Genomic DNA, 22,425 nt, shown 5'->3' on the forward strand with positions numbered 1-22,425 from the left:
TCGCAGTGGCACGATTGATGCGCTGGATTCATATATCTATCCGATAAATCCATTTCCCTTTTCAATGCCCCGCGTGTCCAATCCTGCGGCCACGTCGGACAAGGCGCGCCCTCGACACACCACCTCGGACACAATGAATTCCATGAAACGAACCACCCGTATCGCGCTCGCCGCGGCCGCGCTGGTGCTGGCCGCGGTGCCTGCCCTGGCCCAGCAGACCTATCCGAACCGTCCGATCCGGTTGATCGTTCCGTTCCCGGCGGCCGGCGCCACCGACCTCTTCGCCCGCACGCTGGGCCAGAAGATGAGCGAGAAGCTCGGCACCCAGCTGATCATCGACAACAAGCCCGGCGCGGGCGGTGCCATCGGCTCCGACCTCGCGGCCAAGGCGCCGCCCGACGGCTACACGCTGCTGCTCGCGACCACGAGCACGCACGCCATCGGCCCGGCCATCACGGCCCGGCTGCCCTACGACACGGTGCGCGACTTCGCGCCCATCGCCCACGTGGGCGATGCGCCGAGCATCATGCTGGTGCCGGTCAACACGCCCGCCAAGACGGTGCGCGAGTGGATCGACCACGCCAAGAAGAACCCCGGCAAGCTCAACTACGCATCGAGCGGCAACGGCACCATCGTGCAGCTCACGGCGGAGCTCTTCAAGGCGCAGGCCGGCGTGTTCGTCACGCACATTCCCTACCGCGGCACGGCGCTCGCGGTGCCCGACCTCATCAGCGGCAAGGTCGACGTGCTGTTCGATTCGCTGCCCACCGGCATGCCGCACGTGCGCGACGGCCGGCTGCGCGCACTGGGCGTCACATCGCTCAAGCGCAGCCCGCTCGCGCCCGAGCTGCCGCCCGTCGCCGACACGCTGCCGGGCTTCGAGTCGAACACCTGGTTCGGCTTCTACGGTCCGAAGGGGCTGCCGGCCGACATCGTGGCGCGCGTGAACAAGGCCGCCAACGAAGCGCTGGCCGACCCCGAGCTGAAGGACAAGCTCGCGCGCCTGGGCATCGAGCCGGCGGACGCGGGCACGCCCGAGCAGTTCGCAAAGATGGTGGCCGTTGACGCCGCCAAGTGGAAAAAAATCGTCGTCGATCGCAAGATCACGAATGAATAAACGAGAGCACGCCGACATGAACTTCGACTTCAACAACCCCTACCTCTCCACCCGCCTGCCGGTGTTTGCGCGCAACGTGGTCGCCACGTCGCACCCGCTGGCCGCGCAGGCCGGCCTGCGCATCCTGCAACAGGGCGGCAACGCGGTCGATGCGGCCATTGCCACGGCCGCCGTGATGACGCTGGTCGAGCCCGTGAGCAACGGCCTGGGCAGCGACGCCTTCTGCATCCTGTGGGACGGCAAGGAACTGCACGGCCTCAACGCCTCGGGCCCCGCGCCGAAGGCCTGGACGCCCGAATACTTCAAGGCCAAGTACGGCGCCGACGCCGCCACGCCGCCGATGCGCGGCATCGACTCGGTCACGGTGCCGGGTGCGGTGCGCGGCTGGGTCGCGATGAGCGATCGTTTCGGCAAGCTGCCTTTCGCCGACCTGATGGCGCCCGCCATCGACATCGCCGAGCGCGGCTACCTCGTGCCGCCGGTGGTGCAGGGCAAGTGGGCGGCGGCCACGCCGCTGCTGAAGTCGCAGCCCGGCTTTGCCCAGGCCTTCCTGCCCTGGGGCCGCGCGCCCGAGATCGGCGAGCTGTTCCGCTTCACCGCGGCGGCCCGCGCGCTCAAGGCCATCGCCCGCACCAAGGGCGAGGCCTACTACAACGGCGAGATCGCCGAAGCGATCGCCAAGTTCTCGCAGGAACAGGGCGGCGCGCTCACCGTGGCCGACATGGCGGCCTACCAGCCCGAGTGGGTCAAGCCCATCTCGCGCGACTACCGCGGCCACACGCTGCACGAGATCCCGCCGAACGGCCAGGGCATCGCGGCGCTGATCGCGCTGGGCATCCTCGAGAAGTTCGACATCGCGTCGCTGCCGGTCGACTCCGTGCAGTCGCAGCACCTGCAGATCGAGGCCATGAAGCTGGCCTTCGCCGATGTGTACCGCTACGTGTCGGAGCCATCGTCGATGACGGTGACCCCCGCGCAAATGCTCGATGACGCGTACCTGGCTTCGCGTGCGAGACTCATCGACGTGAACAAGGCGCAGGACTTCAAGGCCGGCAACCCGGTCAAGGGCGGCACCATCTACCTCACCGCGGCGGACGAGAGCGGCATGATGGTGAGCTTCATCCAGAGCAACTACATGGGCTTCGGCTCGGGCTGCGTCGAACCCGACTTCGGCATCAGCCTGCAGAACCGCGGCCACGGCTTCAGCCTCAAGGCCGAGAGCCCGAACGTGGTGGCACCGGGCAAGCGCCCGTTCCACACCATCATCCCGGCCTTCCTCACCAAGGACGGCCAACCGGTGATGAGCTTCGGCGTGATGGGCGGCAACATGCAGCCCCAAGGCCACATGCAGACGCTGGTGCGCATGCTCGACTACGGCCAGAACCCGCAGGCCGCGTGCGACGCACCGCGCTGGCGCTTCAACGCGGGGCTCGAGATCAACGTCGAGGCTGCGATGAATGCCAACACGTTGCAAGGGCTGCGCGACCTGGGCCATCACCTCGAGGTGATCAACGACTCCTACCAGGACTTCGGCGCCGGCCAGTTCATCTGGCGTGCGGGCGAGCCGTCGGTCGAAGGCTATGTCGCTGCAAGCGATCCGCGCCGCGACGGCCTCGCTGCAGGCTACTGAGGATCAAGGGATGATCGGGGGATGAACAAAGCAGCCGCATCGGCCGGCATTCCCCCGCACGCACACGAGGCCGCCCGCAAGGGCTACGCCACCGGCCTCGTCCTTGCCACGCTGGGCGCCATCGCCTTCAGCGGCAAGGCAATCATCGTCAAGCTGGCGTACCGCTACGGCGTCGACGCCATCACGCTCATCATGCTGCGCATGCTCTTTGCGCTGCCGCTGTTCGCGCTGATGGCGTGGTGGGCTGGCCGCGGCAAGCCCGCACTTACGACGCGCGACTGGCTCGGCATTTTGGGGCTCGGTTTCTCGGGCTACTACCTCGCGAGCTTTCTCGACTTTGCCGGACTGGCCTACATCTCGGCCAGCTTCGAACGGCTGATCCTGTACCTCAACCCCACGCTGGTACTGTTCTTCGGCTGGCTGCTGTACCGGCGCCGCCCGACGCGCCCGCAGGTGTTCGGCATGGTCGTGAGCTACGCCGGCGTGCTGCTGGTGTTCGGCCACGAGCTGTGGACCGGCGGCGACGGCAAGGGCGGCGGCGCGGCCGCGTGGGGCGCGTTCCTCGTGTTCCTCAGCGCGGTGAGCTACGCGGGCTACCTTGTGTACAGCGGCGAGTTCGTCAAGCGGCTGGGCTCGCTGCGGCTCGTGGGGCTGGCGACCACCGTGGCCTGCCTGCTGTGCATCCTGCAGTTCGTGCTCACGCGGCCCATGAGCGCGGCGATGGCAGTGGCGCCCGAGGTGATCTGGCTGTCGGTGCTCAACGCCACGCTCTGCACCGCTGTGCCTGTCCTCATGGTGATGATGGCCATCGAGCGCATCGGCCCCGCCATTGCGGCGCAAACCGGCATGATCGGGCCCCTGTCCACCATCCTCATGGGGGTGGTCATATTGGGTGAGCCGTTCACCGCGTGGATCGCGGCCGGCACGGTGCTCGTCATCGCGGGCATCTTCGTTTTCACACGCAAGGGGCGTTAGCCGCCCCTGCACGATCAATCGATCGATCGACTGGAGCAAACACATGGATCTGGGCATTGCAGGCAAGACCGCGCTGGTGTGCGGCGCGAGCAAGGGGTTGGGCTACGGCTGCGCCGAGGCGCTGGTGCGCGAGGGCGTCAACGTGGTGATCGTGGCGCGCGGCGCCGAGGCGCTCGACGCCGCGGCCAAGCAGCTGGTGGCAGCGGCAGGGCCGTCGGGTCCGTTCGTCAAGCACGTGGCGGCCGACATCACCACCGAAGCCGGCCGCGCGGCCGTGTTCGCGCTGGGCCACGACTTTGACATCGTCGTCACCAACGCCGGCGGCCCGCCGCCCGGCGACTTCCGCAACTGGGACCGCGAGGCGTGGATCAAGGCGGTCGACGCCAACATGCTCACGCCCATCGAACTCATCAAGGCCACGGTGGACGGCATGGCGAAACGCGGCTTCGGTCGCATCGTCAACATCACGTCGAGTTCGGTGAAGTCGCCGATCGACATCCTGGGCCTGTCGAACGGTGCGCGCAGCGGCCTCACGGGCTTCGTGGCCGGCGTGGCGCGCACGCCCATCGCGGCGCAGGGCGTGACCATCAACAACCTGCTGCCGGGCTCCTTCGAGACCGACCGCCTCAAGGGCACGATGGCTGGCGCGGCGCAGAAGTCGGGCCAGGATTTCGACACCGTGTGGGAAGCGCGCAAGAAGAACATTCCGGCCAAGCGCTTCGGCAACCCGGCGGAGTTCGGTGCGATCTGCGCGTTCCTGTGCAGCATGCAGGCCGGCTACATGACGGGCCAGAACGTGCTGGCCGACGGCGGCGCTTACCCCGGCACCTACTGACCGACGCAGCGGCGCGCGTTCAGCGCCGCGACGACACCACGATCCCGCCGACGATCAGCACGAAGGCGGCGCCGTGGTACCAGTGCGGTGCCTCGCCGAGGAAGGCCGCCGACAGCACGGCCGCGAACAGCGGCGTGAGGTTCATGAAGATGCTCGCTGCCTGCGGCCCCGCGCGTTGCACGCCGGTGCCCCAGCAGCGGTAGGCCAGCACGGCGGGGCCGATACCGATGAACAGCATCGCCGCAATGAGCGGCCAGCCCAGGTCGATGTGGGCGTCGGTCAGCGTCCATTCGCCGGCGGCCAGCGCGCCCGACCATGCGAGGCCGAACACCAGCTGCGCCATCAGGAAGGCAGCCCAGTCTGCGCGCACATTGGCAGGCTCGTTCGTGTGTGCCAGCAGCCAGCTGTAGAAGGCCCAGACGATGGTGCCCACGATCATGTACAGGTCGCCCGGCACCAGTCGCAGCGCCAGCAGTTGCTGCCATTCGCCGCGGCTGAGCACCAGCAGCACGCCGAGCATCGACAGCAGCGCGCCGCCCACCGTGCGCCGACTGGCGCGCGCGCCGAAGCACAGCGTGCCCACGGCCAGCATCCACAGCGGCAGGCTCGAGCCCACCAGCGTGACGTTGATCGGCGTGGAGGTCTGCAGCGCCAGGTATTGAAAAGCGTTGTACAGGCCGATGCCCAGCAGGCCCAGCAGCGCGTAGCGCTTCCAGTGCGCCCACAGCGGGCTGCTCCGTCGCAGCACCCACGCTGCCAATGGCAGCAGCAGCACGAACGCGATCACCCAGCGCACGAAGTTCAGCGTCAGCGGCGACACCAGCGCGCGCACCAGCCGGCCGACCACGGCATTGCCGGCCCACAGCAGCGGCGGCACGGTGAGCAGAAGGGCGGTGAGGGGCGTGATGCGGTGGTGCGATGCGGAAGACATGGCCGCCGACTCTACCGGGCCCGCGCAGTGTCCATGGCCCGTCGCGGAAAGAGCAAACGTGGCACGATGCCCGTCCCATTCTTTTTTCCCCCTGCGTGGAGACAGCAACGATGTTGAGCAAAGCCGTCCGTATCGACCGCCATGGCGGTCCCGAGGAACTGAAGGTCGTCGAGGTCGAGGTGGGCGAGCCCGGCCCCGGCGAGATCCGCATCCGCCACAAGGCCGTGGGCCTGAACTTCATCGACACCTACCAGCGCACGGGCCTGTACCCGTTCCAGATGCCGCTGCAGCTGGGCATGGAAGCCTCGGGCATCGTCGAGGCGGTGGGCGAGGGCGTGACGCACCTGAAGGCCGGCGACCGCGCCGCCTACGCGAGCCAGCCGCCGGGCGCGTATTGCGAGCTGCGCGTGATGCCCGCCAAGTGCGTGTGCAAGCTGCCCGACGACATCTCCTTCGAGACCGGCGCGGCCATGATGCTCAAGGGCCTCACCGCGCAGTACCTGCTGAAGAAGACGCTGCCCGCCGAGGGCCTGCAGCCCGGCGACTTCGCGCTGTTCCATGCGGCGGCCGGCGGCGTTGGCCTCATCGCCTGCCAGTGGGCCAAGGCGCTCGGCCTGCAGCTCATCGGCACGGCCGGCAGCGACGCCAAGTGCAAGCTCGCGCTGGCGCACGGCGCGGCGCACGCCATCAACTACAGCACCGAGAACTTCGCGGCGCGCGTGAAGGAGATCACCGGCGGCAAGGGCGTGAAGGTGGTGTACGACTCGGTGGGCAAGGACACCTTCGAAGGCTCCGTCGACAGCCTGCGTCCCTTCGGCCTGCTGGCGATCTTCGGCAACGGCTCGGGCCCGGTGCCGCCGATCAACCTCGGGCTGCTGGCCTCGAAGGGCTCGCTCTACGTGACGCGTCCGACGCTGTTCACGCACATCGCTACGCGTGAAAGCACGCAGGCGATGGCCGACGACCTGTTCGCCGTGGTGCAAAGCGGCGCGGTGAAGATCCCCATCGACCAGCGCTACGCCCTGGCCGACGTGCAGCAGGCGCACCGCGACCTCGAGGCGCGCAAGACCACGGGCTGCACGATCCTCACGCTCTGAGGCGAAGCGGCGGGCCGACGGGTGATGTCCTACGCGCGGTGGGGTGTCACACCTTCGACTTGTGGCGGGCGCAATTTGTAGCCTGCACTTGTCCCGTCGCACATCCCGCCATGACCACCGTCCGCGCCTTCATCGTCGAAGACAACCCCGCCCAGCGCGCCAGCCTGGCGGGCACGCTGCGCGAGATGGCGCGCATCGATCCGGTCGGCCAGGCCGAGTCGGAGGCCGAGGGCACGCGCTGGCTCACGCGCAACCCGGCGCTGTGGGACTTGGCCATCGTCGACCTGTTCCTGGGCGATGGCACCGGCTTCAGCGTGCTCGAGGCCTGCCGCAACCGCGACCCAAAGCAGAAGATCGTGGTGCTGAGCAACCACGCCACGCCCGAGACGCGCCGCAAGTGCGCGCAGCTCGGCGCCGACGCGGTGTTCGACAAGGCCACCGAGGTCGAGGACCTGATCGACTATTGCGTGCGCCAGCGGCAGGAGCGTTTCTTCAGCGCGCCTTCGTCGCCGATGAAGCCGGTGGCGCCTCACTGAGCGCGGCCGTCTCGCGCACCATGCGCCAGACCCGCTGCGCCAGCGGCGACAGCTCGCGGTTGCGGCGCCGGATCAGCATGATCGCGCGCTGAACGTTCGGCACCAGCGGGCGCACCACCAGCCGTGCCAGCCCCTCGGGCGGCAACGACAGGCCCGGCATCACGCTGATGCCGATGCCGGCCTCGACCATGCGGAACACGGTGGTCGCATGGCCCAGCTGCTGCTTCACGTCGCAGCGCGCGCCGTGCCGCTCCAGCGCCAGGTCGATGAGGCGCCGGCTGCCCGAGGCGTGATCGAGCAGCACCAGCGGCTGGCCGTCGAGTGCGGACCAGTTCACCGAGGCTTTTTTTTCCGTCAGCCGGTGGCCGGGCAGCGTGACCACCATGAAGGGGTCGGCGAGGATCGATTCGCAGTGCAGGTCGTCGGCTTCGGAGGGCTCGATCACCACGCCGAAATCGACCTCGCCGCTGCGCACGCTGTCCAGCACGTCCTGCTGGATGCGGTCGAGCAGCAGGAACTGGATGCCCGGCGCCTGCACCGCGCAGGCCGCGATGCAGTCGGGCATGAGGTTGGCCGACAGCGTGGGGCTGCTCGCCACGCGCACCTTGCCGCCGCGCGCGCTGGCCAGGCCGGCCACGTCCTGCAGGGTCTGGTCGAGTTCGTCGAGCACGCGGTCGAGCCGGGCCGCGAACGAGTGGCCGGCTTCGGTCAGCACCACCTCGCGCGTGGTGCGGTCGAGCAGTTTGAGGCCGAGCTGGGCCTCGAGTTCCGAGATCGACCGGCTCACGGCAGGCTGGCTCAGGCCCACCTGGTCGCCCGCGCGGCTGAAGTTGCGGCCCTCGGCCACCGAGCGGAAAACGCGGAGTTGGCGCAGCGTGACGTTCATGCGCTCAAATCATATATCCATCCGATAAATCCATTTCTCTTTTGAATGGGCGAGCGGTCCAATGCAGGCCATGGCACGTTCACGCTTTCTTCCTGACAACTTCACGCTCACGCTCGTCGCGGTCGTCACCCTGGCCAGCCTGCTGCCCGCAAGCGGCCGCGTCGCGCATTTCTTCGAAGGCCTGACCACGGTCGCGATCGGGCTGCTGTTCTTCCTGCACGGCGCCAAGCTGTCGCGCGAGGCGATTCTTGCGGGCATCACGCATTGGCGGCTGCACCTGCTGGTGTTCGCCTGCACCTTCATCCTGTTCCCGCTGCTGGGGCTTGGGCTGCGGCCCGTGCTGGGGCCGCTGGTGACGCCGCAGCTGTACACGGGCGTGCTGTTCCTGTGCGTGCTGCCGGCGACGGTGCAGTCGGCGATTGCGTTCACGGCCATGGCGCGCGGCAACATGCCGGCTGCCATCTGCAGTGCTTCGGCTTCGACGTTGCTGGGGGTGTTCATTACGCCGGTGCTGGTGAGCCTTGTTGTTTTGCCTGAGGGCGGGGCAGTAGCGTCGTCTTCTTCACTCGATGCGATCGAGCGGATTCTGTTGCAGCTGCTGGTGCCCTTCGTCATCGGTCACCTGTCGCGTCCTTTGATTGGCAAGTGGATTCAGAAGCGGGCTGCGGTGCTGAAGTTTGTGGACCAGGGGTCGATTCTTTTGGTGGTCTATACGGCGTTCAGTGCGGCTGTGATCGAGGGGCTTTGGAAGCAGATTCCTGTGAGTGCGCTGTTGGGGCTGCTGTTGGTTTGTGGGGTGTTGCTGGCGCTGGCGTTGGGGGTGACTACGTTCATGGCGCGGCGCTTCGGCTTCAGCGTTGAGGACGAGATCACTATCGTTTTTTGTGGGTCGAAGAAGAGTCTGGCCAGTGGGATTCCTATGGCCAAGGTGCTGTTTGCTTCGCACGCTGTCGGGGCCATCGTTTTGCCGTTGATGTTGTTTCATCAGATGCAGTTGATGGTTTGTGCGGTGTTGGCTCAGCGGTATGCGCGGAGGGCTGCTGCAACTGCTTCGGCTGGCTTGCGGGCGGCTGAGTAGGGTTTGTTTTCCGAGGCCGGGATTCCGCCCGGCGGCGGACTCACTTTCTTTTGCTTCGCCAAAAGAAAGTAAGCAAAGAAAAGGCGACCCCACTGTCTGCGACCCTTCGCTTCGCTGCGGGCAACCTGCGGTGCTCACGTTTCGCGGGGTCTCGCAGAACTCGCCTGCGGCTCAAACAGCTGCGAGCCCTGATCCGCGAAACGCTGCGCTCCTCGGCGCAGCCAGAGGGGCTTGGATACCGGGCGGGCCGTCGCTTCGCTCGGCCCGGGAACTTCCAACAGCCGGATGCCACGGCTTTGCTCGTGCTCGTGCTCGTGCTCGTGCTCGTGCTCGTGCTCGTGCTCGTGCTCGTGCTCGTGCATGTGCATGTGCATGTGCATGTGCATGTGCAGGTGACAGCGATAACGCCCATGTCGAGGCCATCCATCGCCCCTACCAACCCCCGCCGCAGCAGGCGCGAAGCGCCTGCTGCGGCCCACTGGCCGAGCGCAGCGATGGCCCGTGAGGTATCCAAACCCCTTCTGTATGCGCCGAGGAGCGGAGCGTTTCGCGGATCAGGGCTCGCAGCTGTTTGAGCGCAACGCAGTGGAGCGAGTTCTGCGAGACCCCGCGAAACGTGAGCACCGCAGGTTGCCCGCAGCGAAGCGGAGGGACGCAGACAGCAGGGTCGCCTTTCTTTTGCCTACGTTTCTTTGGCGAAGCAAAGAAAAGTAGGTCGCCCGCCGGGGCGAGACCCGGCCTCGGGAGAAAAAACGATCAGCCCTCGATCTTCCCAAGCCGAGACTCACGAAGCCGGCTAGGTGCCAACGCCCCAGCCGATTCAAGAATCGGATAAGCAATCGAGCAGATGTGCGAATTGATCCGCTTCAAATCGCTGATCAAGTCGATGTGCAGCGAACTCGTCTCGATGCTGAGAGTGGTCCGATCCGACAACCGGTCCAGGTGAGTCGTTGCATAAGCCCGCTCCAGATCACGAAACCGCGCCTTCTCTTCCAGAAGCTTCTGCGCATCCCGCACATTCCCATTCAAGAACACACTCATGCTCAACCGCAGATTGGCAATGAGCCGCCCATGCAGCTCCACAATCTCCGCCATCCCCGCGGCCGAAAAGTTGCGCTGCGGCTTGATCTTCTTGTCCTCGATATCAATGATCACCCGCTCGATGATGTCCCCGATCTGCTCCATGTTGATGGTGAAGCTGATGATGTCCGTCCAGCGCCGGCTTTCCTCTTCGCCCAGCGCCTCGCGCGAGATGCGCGTCATGTAGTACTTGATCGCCGAGTACAGCTCGTCCACCGTGTCGTCGAGCTGCCGCAGCTCCTGCGCCAGCCGCAGGTCGTTGTTGCGGATCACGTCGAGCGTGCCGATGAGCATGGTCTCCACGATGTCGGCCTGGTGCAGCGCCTCGCGTGCGGCATTCGAAATGGCGAGCGAGGGCGTCGACAGCGCCGACGGGTCGAGGTGATGCGGCCGGCTGGTGCCCACGGGCTGCGGCGGCACGGGCAGCATGCGCGTCACCAGCTTGGCGACCCATTGCGTGAGGCCGATGAAGCCGATGCTGATCACGACGTTGAACGCCAGGTGGAACAGCACCACACCATGCGTCTGGTTGGGCAACTGGGGCTGCACGTAGCGAATCCACAAGCCGACGAACGGCGTGACCAGCGCCACGCCCAGCGCCTTGAACAGCAGGTTGCCGACGGTCACCTGCCGCACCGACACCGCCGACTTGGCCGTGGTCAACACCGCGAGCAGGCCGCTGCCGAGGTTGGCGCCGAGCACGAGGCCGAGCGCGACGTCCAGCGGCACCACGTTCGACGTCGCCATGGCCGCCACCAGCAGCACCACTGCCAGGCTCGAATACGCCACGATCGCCAGCGCGGCGCCGAGGGTGATCTCCAGCAGCACGTCGCTGGTGATGGACGCGAGCAGCGCGCGCACAGCCGGCGATGAGAAGAGGGGCTCGGTGGCCGCGACCACCAGCTGCAGCGCCAGCAGCATCAGCCCCAGCCCGATCAGCACCCGCCCCACGCGGCCGGCCACGGTGGCGGAGCGCGTGATGAACAGCACCACCCCCACGAAGATGAACATCGGCGAGAGCCACGAGAGGTCGGCCGAGAAGAGCACCGAGATCAGCGCCGTGCCCACGTCGGCGCCCCGCATCACCGCCAGTGCGGCCGGCAGCGTGACCAGGCCCTGCCCCACGAAGGAGGAGGTCATGAGCGACGTGGCCGTGCTGGACTGCACGAGCGCCGTGACGCCGATGCCCGAGAGCGCGGCCGTGAAGCGGTTGCGCATGCTCTGCACGAGGATCTTGCGCAGGTTGGCGCCGAAGACGCGCAGCACGCCGGTGCGCACGAGGTGCGTGCCCCACACCAGCAGGGCGACGGCTGCAAGCAGATTCAGAAGGTGCTTCATGGAGGGCGGGGGCTGACCTTTCTCTTGTTTTCGTTTTGGTTCGTTTCAGCCCCATTTTCCACAAGTGGACGCTTCAGTCGATCAGGGCTCCGTTGTCGTGGAAAGGATAAGGGCCTTCGAAGCTCCCGGAGGCCGCCAGGTGGGTGACGAGCCGGCGCCCGGCCGGGGACCAGGCGTGGACACGGAACGAGGGCGGCTCCAGCGTCCAGGCCGAGGCGGCGTCGGGCGCGAGGTCGAGGCAGACCTGGTGCGCCTGCGCCGGCGAGGTCGAGGCGATGGTGCCGCCGAAGCGCACGTCGATGGCGCGGTGCAGGTGGCCGCAGATCACGCGCTCGACGTTCGTGTAGCGGCGCAGCAGCGCCTCGAGCGCGTCGGCGCCTTCGAGCAGGCCGATCTCGTCCATGTGGCCGATCAGCGTCTCGAAGGGCGGGTGGTGCATGGCGACCACCACGGGCTCGTGGCGGCAGGCGTCGAGCTGGGCTTCGAGCCAGGCCAGGCGTTTGTCGCACAGCGTGCCGTGGCTGGCGCCGGGCACGCAGGTGTCGAGCGTGAGCAGCCGCAGGTCGCCGACGCGCACTGAATACTGGACAAAGCCGTGCGTGTCGGCGCCCGTGCCCAGGTAGGCGTGGCCGGGGAAGCTGCGGCGCAACTGGTCGCGGTCGTCGTGGTTGCCGGGCAGCAGGTAGATGGGCATCGTCAGCGGCGCGAGCAGGGCGGCCAGGTGTTCGTACTCGGCGGCGCGGCCGAAGTCGGTCAGGTCGCCGGTGATCACCACCGCGTCGGGTGGCTGGCGCAGCGCGAGCACCGATTGCACGGCACGCGCGAGGTAGGGCGCGGTGTCGATGCGGCCATAGGCCAGCCGGCCGGGCTCGCGGATGTGCAGGTCGGTCAGCTGGACCAGGAAGGTGTTGGGGTTCGCGGTTGTCGTGGTCATGCGCTGGTTTCCTGCGACGTCATCAGGCGCTCGGCGGGGATGCGCAGGCCCACCGCGTCGCCCGGCCCGAAGGGGTTGTCGCGGCCCACGTCGGCCACCAGCACGGGCTGGTCCTGCACGCGCAGGTGCAGCTGCACGCGGTCGCCGAGGAAGGTGCGGCGTTCGACGGTCGCGCGGCCCCAGCCGGGCGTGTCGTCGGGCGGGGGCGCGCCGATCTCGATGTCTTCGGGGCGCACCAGCAGCGTCGCATGCTGCTGCCAGGGTGCGGGGCAGGGCAGGTACGACCCTCCGAGTCGGACAACGCCCTGTGCGATGGCGTCGGCCGCGCGCTCCAGCCGGTTGACCCGGCCCAGGAACTCGGCCACGAAGGGATGCGCGGGCGCGCGGTACAGGTCTTCGCCGCGGCCGACCTGCACGATGCGCCCGGCGCGCATCACGGCGAGCCGGTCGGCGATGGCCAGCGCTTCCTGCTGGTCGTGCGTGACGTGGATGGCCGTGATGTGCAGGCGGCGCAGCAGTTCGGCGAGTTCGTCGCGCAGCGATTCCTTGAGCTTGGCGTCGAGCGCGGCCAGTGGCTCGTCGAGCAGCAGCACGCGCGGGCGCACGGCCACGGCGCGCGCCAGGGCCACGCGCTGGCGCTGGCCGCCCGAGAGTTCGGCGGGGCGCTTGTTCTCCAGGCCGCCCAGGCGCACGAGGTCGACCAGCTCGCCCACGGCGCGTTTCTCTTCCGCGGGCGACACGCCGCGGATGCGCAGGCCATAGCCGATGTTGGCTGCCACGGTCATCTGCGGAAAGAGCGCGTAGCTCTGGAACACCATGCCCACGCCGCGGTGCTCGACCGGGCGCTGCGTGACGTCCTGGTCGCCGAAGACGATGCGGCTGCCGTCGTCGGGCGCCTCGAGCCCAGCGATGAGGCGCAGCAGCGTGGTCTTGCCGCAGCCCGAGGGGCCGAGCAGCGCGAGCACCTCGCCGGCCTCGACCTTGAGATTGGTGGGCTGCAGGCCGCGCGTGCCGTCGGCATACGTCTTTGCGCAGTTCGAAATGTCGACGGGGATGCGTTCAAGTTCCATGGCGTTTCTGCATCAGGTTGGCGAGATATTGAAGGCCCCACAGCACGGGAAGGATCACGGCGAAGAAGACCAGCGTGTAGGCCGATCCGATCTCGATGCGCATCGAGGCGTAGCTGTCGGCCAGGCCCACGGGCAGCGTGCGCGTGAGCGGCGTGTGCAGCATCCAGGTGAGGTTGAACTCGCCCACCGAGAGCGTGAACACCATCAGGCTGCCGGCCACGATGGCGGGGAACACGGCCGGCACCAGGATGCCCATGAAGCGCTGGCGGAAGTTCGCACCCAGCGAGCGCGCGGCCTCTTCGAGCGCGAGCAGGTCGTCGCGCTGGAAGGCCGAGCTCACGGTGCGCACCATGAAGGGCAGCGTGAAGACGATGTGGCCCACGAGGATGAAGGCGAAGCTGGTGCGGAAAGCCGTGAGCTGGCCGTAGGCGAGGATGAGCGCGAGCGCCGTCGCCAGCCCCGGCACCGCGACCGGCAAGGTCAGCAGCTCTTCGAAGATGCGCGCCGCGCGCGAGCGGCTGCGCGCCAGCGCGTAGGCGCAGGGCACGCCGAGCAGCACGGTGCACACGACGCAGGCCACGGCCAGCGCGAGCGACCAGCCGACGGTGCCGCCGTAGTTTTCCCACACCTCGCCGAGCCAGCGCAGCGTGAGGCCGCTCTTGAGGCCCACGCTGTAGTTGTTGACGAGGCCGGCCATCACCGACAGCAGCATCGGCGCGATCATGAAGAGGCTCACGATCACCGTGATGGCGAGCAGGAACGGGGCGCGGGGTTGTGAAGGTGTCTTCATCATCGGGCGACCGGGTTGGCGCCGAAGCGGCGTGCCACGAAGAGCACCAGCCAGGTCACGACACCCAGCGAGATCGACAGCGACGCGGCGAGCGCGAAGTTGGCGTAGTTGGTGAACTCGTTGTAGATGGTGATCGGGATCACCTCGAACTTGCTGGCCAGCGTGAAGGCCGTGCCGAAGGCGCCCATCGAGGTCGCGAACAAGATGGCGCCGCAGGCCAGCGTGGTGGGTGCCAGCTCGGGCATCCACACGTCGCGCGCCACGCGCAGCTTCGAGGCGCCGAGCGAACGCGCCGCTTCTTCGAGCTGCGTGTTCATCGACTCGGCCGCCGCGGCATAGGTGGCAATGGCGCGCGGCAGCGAGAAATACAGGTACGCCAAAAAGAGGCCGAGCAGGCCGTAGGCGAAGGTGATGCGCTCGCCGATCAGCGTGTCGCTCAGGTCGGCCACCACGCCCTGGCGCCCGCCGAGCAGGATCACGAAGAAACCGATGATCACGCCCGGGAACGACAGCGGCAGCGTGAGCAGCGACAGCAGCATGCGCTTGCCGGGGAAGGCATGGCGCGCGAGGTAGATGCCCACCGCCGCGCCCAGCACCAGCGTGGCCAGCGTCACCGCCACCGACAGCGCGACGGTGTTGGCCATGCTTTGCAGATAGCGCGCATCGGTCAGCACCGCGAAGTAGGTGGCCGCGCCCTTGTCGGCCGGCAGCGCGAGCAGGCGCACCACCGGCAGCAGCCAGAAGGCCGCGAAGAAGACGGCCGCCGGCGCGACGCAGGCCAGCAATCGCCAGCGCGGGTTCCAGGCGTTGGAGGATGTGGTGGTGCTGCGTGTCATCGCGCGCGGCGCCGGATCAGCGCACTTCCTTCAGGTACTGGTCGGAGAAGGCACGCTGCGCTTCGGCCATGCGGGCGTAGTCGACGGTCTTTGCACGCGCGTAGTCGCTTGCGGGCAGGAACTGCACCTCGATCTCCTTGGGCATGGCGCTGGCGCGCACCGGGCGCAGGTAGGCCTTGGCCCAGATCGCCTGGCCTTCGTCGGACAGCGTGAAGTCGAGCACCTTCTTCGCGTCGGCCGCGTGCGGCGCCTTGGCGACCAGGCTCATCACGTAGGGCACGGCCAGCGTGCCTTCGCTGGGAATGACAAAGGCGACGTTGGCCTTGTCCTTGTACTTGGCGCGATAGGCGTTGAAGTCGTAGTCGAGCAGGATCGCGATCTCGCCCGACAGCACGCGCGCGTACGAGGTCTGCTTGGGCACGATGGGCTCGTTCTTCTGCAGCGCCTTGAAGTAGTCGATGCCCGGCTTGAAGTTGTCGAGCGTGCCGCCGCGCGCCTGGTTCACGGCCACGGCGCCCACGTAGCCCACGAAGGCCGAGGCGGGGTCGAGATAACCGATGAGGCCCTTGTACTCGGGCTTGAGCAGGTCGGCCCACGACTTGGGCACCGGCTTGCCCTTGAGCGCGTCGACGTTGACCATGAAGCCGAGCGTGCCCGAGTGGATGGTGAACCAGTTGCCGGCCGGGTCTTTCAGGCCGTCGGGGATGTCTTTCCACGCGGCCGGCTTGTAGGGCTCGACCACGCCGTCTTTCGCGGCCTGCACCGCGAAGGTCACGCCGAGGTAGGTGACGTCGGCCACGGGGCTGGCCTTTTCGGCGACCAGCTGCGCGAGCGACTGGCCCGAGTTCTTGTTGTCGGCCGGCACGGTGATGCCGGTCTTGGCCTTGATGGCCTTCAGCTGGGTGCCCCAGTCGGCCCATTCGGTCGGGCAGTTGTAGCAAATGGCGGTCTGGGCCATGGCGCCGCCGGCGGCGACGAGGGCGGCGGCCAGTACGCCGAGGCGGGCGAGTCGGTGAAAGCGTAGGGACATGGAAGAACTCCTGGGAGGGGTGGTGAGGTCAGGACACTGCGGCGTCGTTGTCTTCGCGCGCACTCGCGCACGACTCGCCGTCTCGGAAGGCATGGGGGAGCAGCAGGCTCGCGTCGGCCTGCAGCGCGCGGCCGCCGGCGATCGCCTGCACCAGCAGCTCGACGCTGTGGCGGCCGATGTCGCTGTTGGGCTGTGCGATGGTGGTGAGCGCGGGCGTGAGGTCTTCGCCGAGCGCGATGCCGTCGAAGCCGACCACGCTGAGGTCGTCGGGCACCGCAAGGCCGCTCAGGTGCGCGGCGCGGATGCTGCGGATGGCCAGCAGGTCGTTCGAGCAGACCAGCGCGGTGGGGCGGGTGTGCGGGCGCAGCTCGGCGCACAGCGCATCGACGGCGGTCTCGACGAACGGCACCTCGACGAGCGGTGGCGCCGCGAGGCCGGCCTCGGCCATGCCGCGCTGGTAGCCGCGGTAGCGCTGCTGCGCGCGGTCCGACGCGGCCAGCGTGCCGCTGACCATCGCGATGCGCCGGTGGCCCAGCAGCACGAGGCGCGTGACCGCATCGGCCACCGCGCCTTCGCTGTCGACCGACACGCAGGGGTGGTCGGCGTGCCGGTTGTAGGCCAGCACGTAGGGCACGGCGGCGGCCTGCAGGCGCTGCAGCGCGGCCGAGGTGGACGGGTTCGACACCACGAGGATCAGCCCGTCGACGTTGCCCGCCAGCAGCAGCTGCACGGCGCGTTCTTCCTCGTCGAGCCGGTAGCCCGTGGTGACCGGCAGGATCGCGTAGCCGCCCGCGACGGCCGCGCGCGCAATGCCCTGCAGGCATTCGGCAAAGGTCGGGTTCAGCAGCGTGGGCAGCACCACGCCGAGCGTGCGGCTGCGCTGGGTGCGCAAGGTGCGGGCGCTGGCGTTGGGCAGGTAGTTGAGCTCGCGCGCCACGCGTTCCACCAGTTCGCGCGTGGCCGGCGTCACCTTGTCGGGGAAATTGAAGGCGCGCGAGACCGTGGCCACGGAGACCCCGGCTTGGGCGGCTACAGCTTGGATGCTCATCGTGCGGGGTCCGTGGCGTGGTTCATGTAATCGATTACATTGGACCGGCGCAGTATGACTTCGCGATGACAGGGTGGGGAAGTGGGGAGAACCCCGGGGCCGTTGGCGCAGCGTGCGGCCCAAAGAAAAAGGGGCCCGTGCAGGCTGTGTAAATAGTCTGCTGGCCGCTTAGATCGAGATGCCCCGCGAGAGCGGGGCATTTTTCATTGGGGCGAGCAAACGCCCAAGGGCCTCAGCCCCTGAGCGCCTGGTGCATCCAGGGCGCTCCCTTCATGTTGAACACCCGCTTGAGGTTGTAGGCCATCACCGCCAAGCTGAACTCCGCGCGCGCTCCACTGGTATGCCTCATCAGCAACCGGGCATTGCCCAGAATGAGGTGTTTGATACTGGCAAAGGGGTGTTCCACCGTCTGGCGCCTGAGCCCCATCATCCAGGGCTGAGCGGCCAGCCTGCTTGCATTGGCTTCGAGCGCCTCTTCGTACAGGTGGCGCGAGACGAAGCGCTGGCGCGCCGTGGTGCATTTGAGTTTCTGGGCACAGCCCGCGCAATCGCTCGGCTGTGCTGCATAGACCACCATCTTGTCCTTGCGCGAGAGCTGCTTGCGCTTTAGGGCACTGCCCGCCGGGCAGGTGAAGCTGTCGCTGGCCGGGTCATAGACGAAGGCGCTGCGCTGGTACAGGCTGCCGCCGCCCTGGTGGTTCACCGAACGCTCGCCCGCCACGTAGCTGGTGATGCCCTGGGCGTCCAAGGCTGCAATGTGCTCCCCATTGGCATAGCCCGCATCGGCCACCACCGAGCAGGGCTGCTGCAGCACCCGGCTGGCCGCCTCGGCCATGGGCTGCAACTGGCGCTGATCGTTCACCTCGCAGACCACCTCATGCGCCACGATCAGGTGGCTTTGCGTCTCCACCGCCGTTTGCAGGTTGTAGCCCGGCTGGCTGTTCAGGCTACGCATCGGGCGTGCTTCGGGCTCACCGCACACGACGGTGCTCGCGTCGCTGCGCAGGAGTTGCTGGGCTTGGTTGGCGATGGCTCGCCCTGGGCCTTCAGTCGTTCCAAGGCCGCGCGCACTTCATCGGGCGTACCAGGACCATCGCCGGGCCCATCACCGCCCTGGTCATCCTCGCCGTCCCGGCTGTCCAGCAACCGCAGATAAGCCGCGATCTCCTGCGCATTGCGCTGTGCCTGTGCGGCCAGCTCACGCTGGCCCACCACCGCCTTGCGCGAGGCCACTGCCTGCACCTTGGAGCCATCAATGGCCACTGTCGATCCGCGGATCACCCGGCTGGCCCGCGCGAACTGCACGAAGGCCGCACAACTGGCCACCAGGGCCGCCGTGTTCTGGCGCCTGAACTCGGCGATGGTCTTGTGATCCGGGGCTAGGCGCCCCAGCAGCCACATGCACTCCACGTTGCGGTGGCACTCGCGCTCCAGGGCCCGCGAGGAACGGATCGCGCTCAGGTAGCCCCAGATGTACAGCCGCAGCAGATCGCCCGGGTCGTAGGGCGGTGTTCCCAGTCGCTGCGCCTGCGCCTTGGCAAAGCCCAGCGCCTTCAGGTCCAGCGCCTGCACCCAGGCGTCCACCACCCGAACCAGTGCGTCCTGGCCCACGAGCTCATCGAGCATCAGTGGGAACAACGTTGCCTGTCCCCGTGCCTGTCCGTATCGATGTCCCATTGGTCAGCCTCCAACGAAAAATGCCCCTCAGACAAACGCCTGAAGGGCACTTCTCGCGGACTCAGCGATGACTATTTACACAGACTGCGTGGGCCCCTTTGGTCTAGAACTGGCTTACTTGCCGCGTCGGACCCGCCGGATCTCGTCGACGATCAGGCAGATCGCCCCGAGCGTGATGGCGCTGTCCGCCGCGTTGAACGCCGGGAAGTACCAGTTGCCCCAGTGGAAGCTCAAAAAGTCGACGACGTAGCCGTGCATCATGCGGTCGACCACATTCCCGATGGCGCCGCCCAGGATGCAGGCCATCGCGAAGGAGAAGAGCTTCTGGCCCGCGTGCGACCGGAGCATCCAGACGATGAAGATCGCCGCTGCCACGCCGATGGCCGTGAAGAACCAGCGCTGCCAGCCCGAGTGGTCGGCCAGGAACGAGAAGGCGGCGCCCGTGTTGTGCGCGCGCACGACATTGAAGAAGCTCGTCACGTAGGTCGCGTCGCCGAGCTTGTAGTAGCCCAGGATCAGCGTCTTCGTGAACTGGTCGATGATCACGATGATCGTCGCCAGCCCGAGCCACGGCCAGATGCTGGCGCCGCGCGAACGCGAGGCCGACGAGGCGGAGCGTGCGGTCGCCATCAGGCCACGCTGCGCGATTCGCCCGCGCCGAACAGGTTGCTCGTGCAGCGGCCGCAGATGGTCGGGTGCGCCGCATCGTGGCCCACGTCCTCGCGGTAGTGCCAGCAGCGTTCGCATTTCTGCGCGGTGCTGGGCGTGACCACGGTCGACAGGGTGTCGCCCGCCGCCAGTGCCACGGCCGAGGCGATGAACACGAACTTCAGGTCGTCGCCCAGCGAGCCCAGCAGCGCGAGGTCGTCGGCCGGTGCGTTCAGCTGCAGGGTAGCCTGCAGCGACGAGCCGACCTTGCCTTCGGCGCGCACCGCCTCGATGTCCTTGTTGACGCCGTCGCGGATCTCGCGGATGCGGCCCCACTTGGCGAGCAGCGCTTCGTCGGGTGCGGCGAACTGGCTGTAGGTCTGCGTGAAGATCGATTCGCCGGCCTTGCCGGTGCCCACGATCTTCCAGGCCTCTTCGGCCGTGAAGCTCAGGAACGGCGCCATCCAGCGCAGCATCGCCTGCGAGATGTGCCACAGCGCGGTTTGCGCGCTGCGGCGTGCGAGCGAGCCCGGGGCCGTCGTGTAGAGGCGGTCCTTCAGGATGTCGAGGTAGAAGCCGCCCAGGTCTTCCGAGCAGTAGATCTGCAGCTTGGCCACCACCGGATGGAACTCGTACACTTGGTAGTGCGCAAGGATCTCGGCCTGGAACTGCGCCGCGCGCGACATGGCGTAGCGGTCGATCTCGAACAGCTGGTCGAGCGGCACCGCGTCTTTCGCGATGTCGAAGTCGCTGGTGTTCGCGAGCAAAAAGCGCAGCGTGTTGCGGATGCGGCGGTAGGCGTCGACGACGCGCGCGAGGATCTTGTCGTCGCCCGCGATGTCGCCCGAGTAGTCGCTCGCGGCCACCCACAGGCGGATGATTTCCGAGCCCAGCTTGTTGCTGATTTCCTGCGGGTCGATGCCGTTCTTGAGCGACTTGCTCATCTTGATGCCCTTGGCATCCACCGTGAAGCCGTGCGTGAGCAGGCCCTTGTACGGTGCGCGGTCTTCCAGCATGCAGGCGATCAGCAGCGACGAGTGGAACCACCCGCGGTGCTGGTCGTGGCCTTCGAGGTACAGGTCGGCTTCGGGCCCGGTCTCGTGGTGCACGTTGGGGTGCGTGCCGCGCAGCACGTGCGAGAAGGTCGAGCCCGAGTCGAACCACACCTCGAGGATGTCGGTGCTCTTGGTGTAGCTCGGTGCGTCTTCGGCGCCCAGGATGTCTTCGACGGTGACGCGGCTCCAGGCCTCGATGCCGCCCTCCTCGACGATGTCGGCAGCCTGGTCGAGGATTTCCATGGTGCGCGGGTGCAGCTCGCCCGAATCCTTGTGCAGGAAGAACGGGATCGGCACGCCCCAGCTGCGCTGGCGGCTGATGCACCAGTCGGGCCGGCCGGCGATCATGTCGTGCAGGCGGGCCTTGCCGTTCTCGGGATAGAAGCTGGTCTGCTCGATGGCGTCGAGCGCGGTCTGGCGCAGCGTCTTGGGCGCCTTGTCCTTGGTGAACACGCCTTCGCCCTCGTCCATGCGCACGAACCACTGCGCGGCCGCGCGGTAGATCACCGGCGTCTTGTGGCGCCAGCAGTGCGGGTAGCTGTGGGTGATGGTCTCGGTGGTCAGCAGGCGGTTAGCGTCGCGCAGCGCGGCGATGATCACCGGCACGGCCTTCCAGATGTTCTGGCCGCCGAACAGCGGAAAGTCGGGCGCGTAGCTGCCGTTGCCCTGCACCGGGTTCAGGATGTCGTCGTACGCCACGCCGTGGGCGATGCAGGAGTTGAAGTCGTCCACGCCGTAGGCAGGCGAGGAGTGCACGAGGCCGGTGCCGTCGGTGGCGGTGGCGTAGTCGGCCAGGTACACGGGCGACAGGCGCTGGTAGCCCGCATCGACGTCGTACAGCGGGTGCTCGAATTCGAGCCCGCCGAGCTTCTCGCCCTTGACCGTGGCCAGCACCTTGCCGTCGAGCGCGTAGCGCGTCATGCACATCTCGACCAGCGAGTTGGCCAGGATCAAGAGGCCGCGCTCGGTGTCGACCAGCGAGTACTCGAGCTCGGGGTTGAGGTTGATCGCCTGGTTGGCCGGGATGGTCCACGCGGTGGTGGTCCAGATCACGGCGAAGATGTCGCCGAGGATCGTGTGGTCGGTCTCGAAGGCCTTGAGCACCTTCTCGCGCTCGTGCGCCTTGAAGGCCACGTCGATGGTCTGGCTCTTCTTGTCGGCGTATTCGATCTCGAACTCGGCCAGCGAGGAGCCGCAGTCGAAGCACCAGTACACGGGCTTCAGGCCCCGGTACACGAAGCCGCGCTCGATCACGCGCTTGAACGCGCGCAGCTCGCCGGCTTCATTGGCGAAGTCCATCGTCTTGTAGGGATGGTCCCATTCGCCCAGCACGCCCAGGCGCTGGAAGTCGACCATCTGTTGGGCGATCTGCTCGGTGGCGTAGGCGCGGCTCTTGGCCTGCATCTCGTCACGGCTCAGGTTGCGGCCGAACTGCTTTTCGATGGCGTTCTCGATCGGCAGGCCGTGGCAGTCCCAGCCGGGCACGTACAGCGCGTCGAAGCCTTCGAGCTGGCGCGCCTTGGTGATCATGTCCTTCAGGATCTTGTTCACCGCGTGACCCATGTGGATCTGGCCGTTGGCGTACGGCGGGCCGTCGTGCAGGATGAACTTGGGCGCGCCGTGGCGGGCGTCACGCAGGCGGTGGTAGCGGCCTTCGTCGTTCCATTCCTTGACCCAGCCCGGTTCGCGCTTGGGCAGGTCGCCGCGCATCGGGAAGGGGGTGTCGGGCAGGTTCAGCGTGGAACGGTAATCTTTGGGGGAAGCAGCGTCAGACATGTTGGGTGCGGCGAAACAGAGGGGGCTTCGACAGGCTCAGCCCGAACTGCATTGAGCG

Annotated in this window: 21 protein-coding genes; 7 read left to right on the top strand and 14 right to left on the bottom strand. The window is 67.5% G+C overall.

Annotated features, from left to right (window positions below; all coding sequences use genetic code 11):
- The first annotated feature begins 133 nt into the window (after nt 1-133).
- The 4 genes from IG196_RS05180 to IG196_RS05195 are packed head-to-tail and all read left to right on the top strand — an operon-like array spanning nt 134 to nt 4,557.
- The gene (locus IG196_RS05180; protein ID WP_412556369.1) at nt 134-1,117 is read left to right on the top strand and encodes a Bug family tripartite tricarboxylate transporter substrate binding protein; all 984 of its coding nucleotides are present in this window, start codon (nt 134-136) and stop codon (nt 1,115-1,117) included.
- A 16-nt stretch (nt 1,118-1,133) separates the two neighbouring features.
- Nucleotides 1,134-2,747, top strand: coding sequence for a gamma-glutamyltransferase family protein (locus tag IG196_RS05185; protein ID WP_225616931.1), 1,614 nt, complete (start codon nt 1,134-1,136; stop codon nt 2,745-2,747).
- Between the two features lie 21 nt (nt 2,748-2,768).
- Nucleotides 2,769-3,722, top strand: a complete 954-nt coding sequence (locus tag IG196_RS05190) for a DMT family transporter (RefSeq protein ID WP_192195290.1) — start codon at nt 2,769-2,771, stop codon at nt 3,720-3,722.
- 43 nt (nt 3,723-3,765) lie between these two features.
- On the top strand, nt 3,766-4,557 hold the full coding sequence (locus IG196_RS05195; RefSeq protein WP_192195291.1) for an SDR family oxidoreductase: 792 nt from the start codon (nt 3,766-3,768) through the stop codon (nt 4,555-4,557).
- Nucleotides 4,558-4,576: 19 nt separating this feature from the next.
- On the opposite strand, the gene IG196_RS05200 is transcribed toward IG196_RS05195, so the two are convergent.
- Nucleotides 4,577-5,488, bottom strand: coding sequence for a DMT family transporter (locus IG196_RS05200; protein ID WP_192195292.1), 912 nt, complete (start codon nt 5,486-5,488; stop codon nt 4,577-4,579).
- A 110-nt stretch (nt 5,489-5,598) separates the two neighbouring features.
- Between IG196_RS05200 and IG196_RS05205 the strand changes: the two genes are divergently transcribed.
- Nucleotides 5,599-6,585 (top strand): quinone oxidoreductase family protein, encoded by a 987-nt coding sequence (locus IG196_RS05205; RefSeq protein WP_192195293.1) that lies wholly within the window; start codon nt 5,599-5,601, stop codon nt 6,583-6,585.
- Nucleotides 6,586-6,695: 110 nt separating this feature from the next.
- The gene (locus IG196_RS05210; RefSeq protein WP_192195294.1) at nt 6,696-7,121 is read left to right on the top strand and encodes a response regulator transcription factor; all 426 of its coding nucleotides are present in this window, start codon (nt 6,696-6,698) and stop codon (nt 7,119-7,121) included.
- Here the strand turns inward: IG196_RS05210 and IG196_RS05215 are convergent.
- Nucleotides 7,078-8,007, bottom strand: a complete 930-nt coding sequence (locus IG196_RS05215) for a LysR family transcriptional regulator (RefSeq protein ID WP_192195295.1) — start codon at nt 8,005-8,007, stop codon at nt 7,078-7,080. The two genes, IG196_RS05210 and IG196_RS05215, sit on opposite strands and share 44 nt — an antisense overlap.
- A gap of 70 nt (nt 8,008-8,077) precedes the next feature.
- Between IG196_RS05215 and IG196_RS05220 the strand changes: the two genes are divergently transcribed.
- Entirely contained in the window at nt 8,078-9,085 is a 1,008-nt protein-coding gene (locus IG196_RS05220) for a bile acid:sodium symporter family protein (protein ID WP_192195296.1), read from the top strand.
- Between the two features lie 134 nt (nt 9,086-9,219).
- Here the strand turns inward: IG196_RS05220 and IG196_RS05225 are convergent, their stop codons facing one another.
- The 12 genes from IG196_RS05225 to ileS all read right to left on the bottom strand — a co-directional run bounded on the left by IG196_RS05225 (nt 9,220) and on the right by ileS (nt 22,367).
- Nucleotides 9,220-9,471, bottom strand: a complete 252-nt coding sequence (locus IG196_RS05225) for a hypothetical protein (protein WP_192195297.1) — start codon at nt 9,469-9,471, stop codon at nt 9,220-9,222.
- Nucleotides 9,472-9,841: 370 nt separating this feature from the next.
- The gene (locus tag IG196_RS05230; protein WP_101493154.1) at nt 9,842-11,503 is read right to left on the bottom strand and encodes a Na/Pi cotransporter family protein; all 1,662 of its coding nucleotides are present in this window, start codon (nt 11,501-11,503) and stop codon (nt 9,842-9,844) included.
- A 73-nt stretch (nt 11,504-11,576) separates the two neighbouring features.
- A complete protein-coding gene (locus tag IG196_RS05235) occupies nt 11,577-12,437 on the bottom strand; it encodes a phosphodiesterase (protein WP_192195298.1) in 861 nt (286 codons plus the stop codon).
- On the bottom strand, nt 12,434-13,507 hold the full coding sequence (locus IG196_RS05240) for an ABC transporter ATP-binding protein (RefSeq protein ID WP_192195299.1): 1,074 nt from the start codon (nt 13,505-13,507) through the stop codon (nt 12,434-12,436). The genes IG196_RS05235 and IG196_RS05240 overlap by 4 nt, the downstream gene beginning before the upstream one ends.
- Nucleotides 13,497-14,297: an ABC transporter permease gene (locus IG196_RS05245; RefSeq protein WP_099797419.1), complete on the bottom strand. Its 801-nt coding sequence runs from the start codon at nt 14,295-14,297 to the stop codon at nt 13,497-13,499. Before IG196_RS05245 ends, IG196_RS05240 begins: the two co-directional genes overlap by 11 nt.
- On the bottom strand, nt 14,297-15,133 hold the full coding sequence (locus IG196_RS05250) for an ABC transporter permease (protein WP_192195300.1): 837 nt from the start codon (nt 15,131-15,133) through the stop codon (nt 14,297-14,299). Before IG196_RS05250 ends, IG196_RS05245 begins: the two co-directional genes overlap by 1 nt.
- A 16-nt stretch (nt 15,134-15,149) precedes the next feature.
- Nucleotides 15,150-16,163 (bottom strand): ABC transporter substrate-binding protein, encoded by a 1,014-nt coding sequence (locus tag IG196_RS05255; RefSeq protein ID WP_192195301.1) that lies wholly within the window; start codon nt 16,161-16,163, stop codon nt 15,150-15,152.
- A 28-nt stretch (nt 16,164-16,191) separates the two neighbouring features.
- Nucleotides 16,192-17,211, bottom strand: coding sequence for a LacI family DNA-binding transcriptional regulator (locus tag IG196_RS05260; RefSeq protein WP_192195302.1), 1,020 nt, complete (start codon nt 17,209-17,211; stop codon nt 16,192-16,194).
- A 232-nt stretch (nt 17,212-17,443) separates the two neighbouring features.
- Nucleotides 17,444-18,166, bottom strand: coding sequence for a transposase (locus IG196_RS05265; protein ID WP_263864230.1), 723 nt, complete (start codon nt 18,164-18,166; stop codon nt 17,444-17,446).
- The gene (locus tag IG196_RS05270) at nt 18,154-18,837 is read right to left on the bottom strand and encodes a transposase (protein ID WP_192193234.1); all 684 of its coding nucleotides are present in this window, start codon (nt 18,835-18,837) and stop codon (nt 18,154-18,156) included. Before IG196_RS05270 ends, IG196_RS05265 begins: the two co-directional genes overlap by 13 nt.
- Nucleotides 18,838-19,002: 165 nt before the next feature.
- The gene (gene lspA, locus IG196_RS05275) at nt 19,003-19,518 is read right to left on the bottom strand and encodes a signal peptidase II (RefSeq protein ID WP_062480914.1); all 516 of its coding nucleotides are present in this window, start codon (nt 19,516-19,518) and stop codon (nt 19,003-19,005) included.
- Entirely contained in the window at nt 19,518-22,367 is a 2,850-nt protein-coding gene (gene ileS / locus IG196_RS05280; protein WP_192195304.1) for an isoleucine--tRNA ligase, read from the bottom strand. The genes lspA and ileS overlap by 1 nt, the downstream gene beginning before the upstream one ends.
- Between the last annotated feature and the right edge of the window lie 58 nt (nt 22,368-22,425).

The sequence above is a fragment of the Variovorax sp. 38R genome (genome assembly GCF_014843395.1).
Classification (GTDB): domain Bacteria; phylum Pseudomonadota; class Gammaproteobacteria; order Burkholderiales; family Burkholderiaceae_C; genus Variovorax; species Variovorax paradoxus_H.

What these genes read in the sequence shown, in the direction of transcription:
- IG196_RS05270 (WP_192193234.1), bottom strand. Translation starts at nt 18,837, where the DNA reads ATGCTCGATGAGCTCGTGGGCCAGGACGCACTGGTTCGGGTGGTGGAC.
- IG196_RS05190 (WP_192195290.1), top strand. Translation starts at nt 2,769, where the DNA reads ATGAACAAAGCAGCCGCATCGGCCGGCATTCCCCCGCACGCACACGAG.
- IG196_RS05255 (WP_192195301.1), bottom strand. Translation starts at nt 16,163, where the DNA reads ATGTCCCTACGCTTTCACCGACTCGCCCGCCTCGGCGTACTGGCCGCC.
- IG196_RS05240 (WP_192195299.1), bottom strand. Translation starts at nt 13,507, where the DNA reads ATGGAACTTGAACGCATCCCCGTCGACATTTCGAACTGCGCAAAGACG.
- IG196_RS05195 (WP_192195291.1), top strand. Translation starts at nt 3,766, where the DNA reads ATGGATCTGGGCATTGCAGGCAAGACCGCGCTGGTGTGCGGCGCGAGC.
- IG196_RS05245 (WP_099797419.1), bottom strand. Translation starts at nt 14,297, where the DNA reads ATGAAGACACCTTCACAACCCCGCGCCCCGTTCCTGCTCGCCATCACG.
- IG196_RS05185 (WP_225616931.1), top strand. Translation starts at nt 1,134, where the DNA reads ATGAACTTCGACTTCAACAACCCCTACCTCTCCACCCGCCTGCCGGTG.
- IG196_RS05230 (WP_101493154.1), bottom strand. Translation starts at nt 11,503, where the DNA reads ATGAAGCACCTTCTGAATCTGCTTGCAGCCGTCGCCCTGCTGGTGTGG.
- lspA (WP_062480914.1), bottom strand. Translation starts at nt 19,518, where the DNA reads ATGGCGACCGCACGCTCCGCCTCGTCGGCCTCGCGTTCGCGCGGCGCC.
- IG196_RS05215 (WP_192195295.1), bottom strand. Translation starts at nt 8,007, where the DNA reads ATGAACGTCACGCTGCGCCAACTCCGCGTTTTCCGCTCGGTGGCCGAG.
- IG196_RS05260 (WP_192195302.1), bottom strand. Translation starts at nt 17,211, where the DNA reads ATGAGCATCCAAGCTGTAGCCGCCCAAGCCGGGGTCTCCGTGGCCACG.
- IG196_RS05200 (WP_192195292.1), bottom strand. Translation starts at nt 5,488, where the DNA reads ATGTCTTCCGCATCGCACCACCGCATCACGCCCCTCACCGCCCTTCTG.
- IG196_RS05220 (WP_192195296.1), top strand. Translation starts at nt 8,078, where the DNA reads ATGGCACGTTCACGCTTTCTTCCTGACAACTTCACGCTCACGCTCGTC.
- IG196_RS05235 (WP_192195298.1), bottom strand. Translation starts at nt 12,437, where the DNA reads ATGACCACGACAACCGCGAACCCCAACACCTTCCTGGTCCAGCTGACC.
- IG196_RS05250 (WP_192195300.1), bottom strand. Translation starts at nt 15,133, where the DNA reads ATGACACGCAGCACCACCACATCCTCCAACGCCTGGAACCCGCGCTGG.
- IG196_RS05265 (WP_263864230.1), bottom strand. Translation starts at nt 18,166, where the DNA reads ATGCGTAGCCTGAACAGCCAGCCGGGCTACAACCTGCAAACGGCGGTG.
- IG196_RS05205 (WP_192195293.1), top strand. Translation starts at nt 5,599, where the DNA reads ATGTTGAGCAAAGCCGTCCGTATCGACCGCCATGGCGGTCCCGAGGAA.
- IG196_RS05180 (WP_412556369.1), top strand. Translation starts at nt 134, where the DNA reads ATGAATTCCATGAAACGAACCACCCGTATCGCGCTCGCCGCGGCCGCG.
- IG196_RS05210 (WP_192195294.1), top strand. Translation starts at nt 6,696, where the DNA reads ATGACCACCGTCCGCGCCTTCATCGTCGAAGACAACCCCGCCCAGCGC.
- IG196_RS05225 (WP_192195297.1), bottom strand. Translation starts at nt 9,471, where the DNA reads ATGCACATGCACATGCACATGCACATGCACGAGCACGAGCACGAGCAC.
- ileS (WP_192195304.1), bottom strand. Translation starts at nt 22,367, where the DNA reads ATGTCTGACGCTGCTTCCCCCAAAGATTACCGTTCCACGCTGAACCTG.